1 protein-coding gene is annotated in these 1,619 nt (G+C 40.0%); it reads left to right on the top strand.

Annotation, left to right across the window (positions count from 1 at the left end; translation table 11 throughout):
* A partial coding sequence (locus DB41_RS13135) for an IS1634 family transposase (RefSeq protein ID WP_052244128.1) occupies positions 1-1,560 on the top strand: 1,560 nt, incomplete at its 5' end.
* Positions 1,561-1,619 lie beyond the last annotated feature (59 nt).

Raw genomic sequence — 1,619 nt, 5'->3', positions numbered from 1 at the left:
AAAACCGTCAAAAAACGTACGGTTGGTAATCTATCCAATTGCACAACCGAAGAAATTACTGCTATCGAGTTAGCTTTAAAATACAAAGGTAATCTCCAAGCCTTAGCCTCTTGCCGTGAAGCCACGATGCAAGAAGGTCTATCTATTGGTGGCGTATGGGTGATCTACCAAATGGCTAAACGTTTAGGAATTGTGGATGCTCTTGGCAACAACCGAGAAGGTCAGCTCGCGTTGTGGCAAGTGCTGGCACGCGTATTGGAGCAAGGCTCAAGACTTTCTGCAGTCAGGCTGGCAAAAACCTATGCTATTGCTCCGGTCATTGATCTGCAAGAAGGCTTTAATGAAGAAGATCTTTATAAAAATCTTTTGTGGTTATGCCAAAACCAAGCCTCTATCGAAGATCGATTGTTTACTAAAAGTTTCCCCAAGAAAGCTCCTCACTTATTTTTGTATGATGTCACTAGCTCCTATTTAGAAGGCGAAAAAAATGAGCTTGCCGCTTGGGGTTACAATCGAGACAAAAAGAAAGGTAAAAAACAAATTGTTATCGGCTTATTAAGTTCAGCCGAGGGTGCACCTGTATCGGCAGAAGTATTTAAAGGTCATACGCAAGACACCTCTACTTTTCATGCCCAGATCAAAAAAGCTAAAGAACGCTTTAACTGCGAAAAGGTCACTTTTGTAGGCGATAGAGGAATGATTAAAAGCGGGCAGATCGAGAACTTGCAAGCGCATGGTTTTCATTATATTACCGCTCTGACAAAAGCCCAGATAGAGACTTTAATGAAAAAAGGGGTGATCGAGTATACCCTATTTGATGAAAACTTGGTTGAAGTCAAAGAAAATGGGATAAGATATATTCTTAGGCGCAATCCTGTGCGCGCCCAAGAAATCGCTCATTCTCGTCTTAGCAAGCTAGCTAGCATAGAGAAATTGGTTGCTATGCAAAATGCCTATTTGCAGGCTCATCCCAAAGCACACATGGAAGTAGCGCTAAAGAAAATTAAGGCTAAAATTGAGCGTTTAGCACTTAAAAGCTGTGTAACAGTTAGCGCACAAGATAGAAGCTTATCGTTATGCCTTAATCAAGAAATGTTAGCAGAAGATGCTAAGCTAGATGGCTGCTATGTAATTAAAACCGATCTAGCTCACGAAGAAGTGAGTATGCAAGAGATACATGACCGTTACAAAGATTTAGCTAGGGTAGAATCAGCTTTTAGAACAGTAAAAAGCGATCTTGAAATACGGCCAGTCTATGTACGTTCAGAAGAAAGTACAAGGGGCCATGTTTTGGTTGTAATGTTAGCCTACATGATTATCCGAGAGCTTGATAAAGCCTGGAAGGACCTTTATTTAACAGTAGAAGAGGGGTTGCGCAGTTTATCTACATTAACGCTAATAGAATGGACGTTAAATGAAGGCTTAAGTTTTCAGCAAATTCCAGAACCACGTCACCAAAATAGACAAATGCTTGAGGCTTTAAAGATAGAGTTACCAAAAGTTTTGCCAAAGAATCATGCACATGTAGTCACTAGAAAAAAGCGTCGAAAACAAACATAAGTTTTTAACAATCAAAACCTTGTTTACTACTGATTGGTTTTAAAAAAATGGAACTTCCG

This window comes from Neochlamydia sp. TUME1, assembly GCF_000813645.1.
GTDB lineage: Bacteria > Chlamydiota > Chlamydiia > Chlamydiales > Parachlamydiaceae > Neochlamydia.
This window is presented reverse-complemented; position numbering and strand designations above follow the sequence as displayed.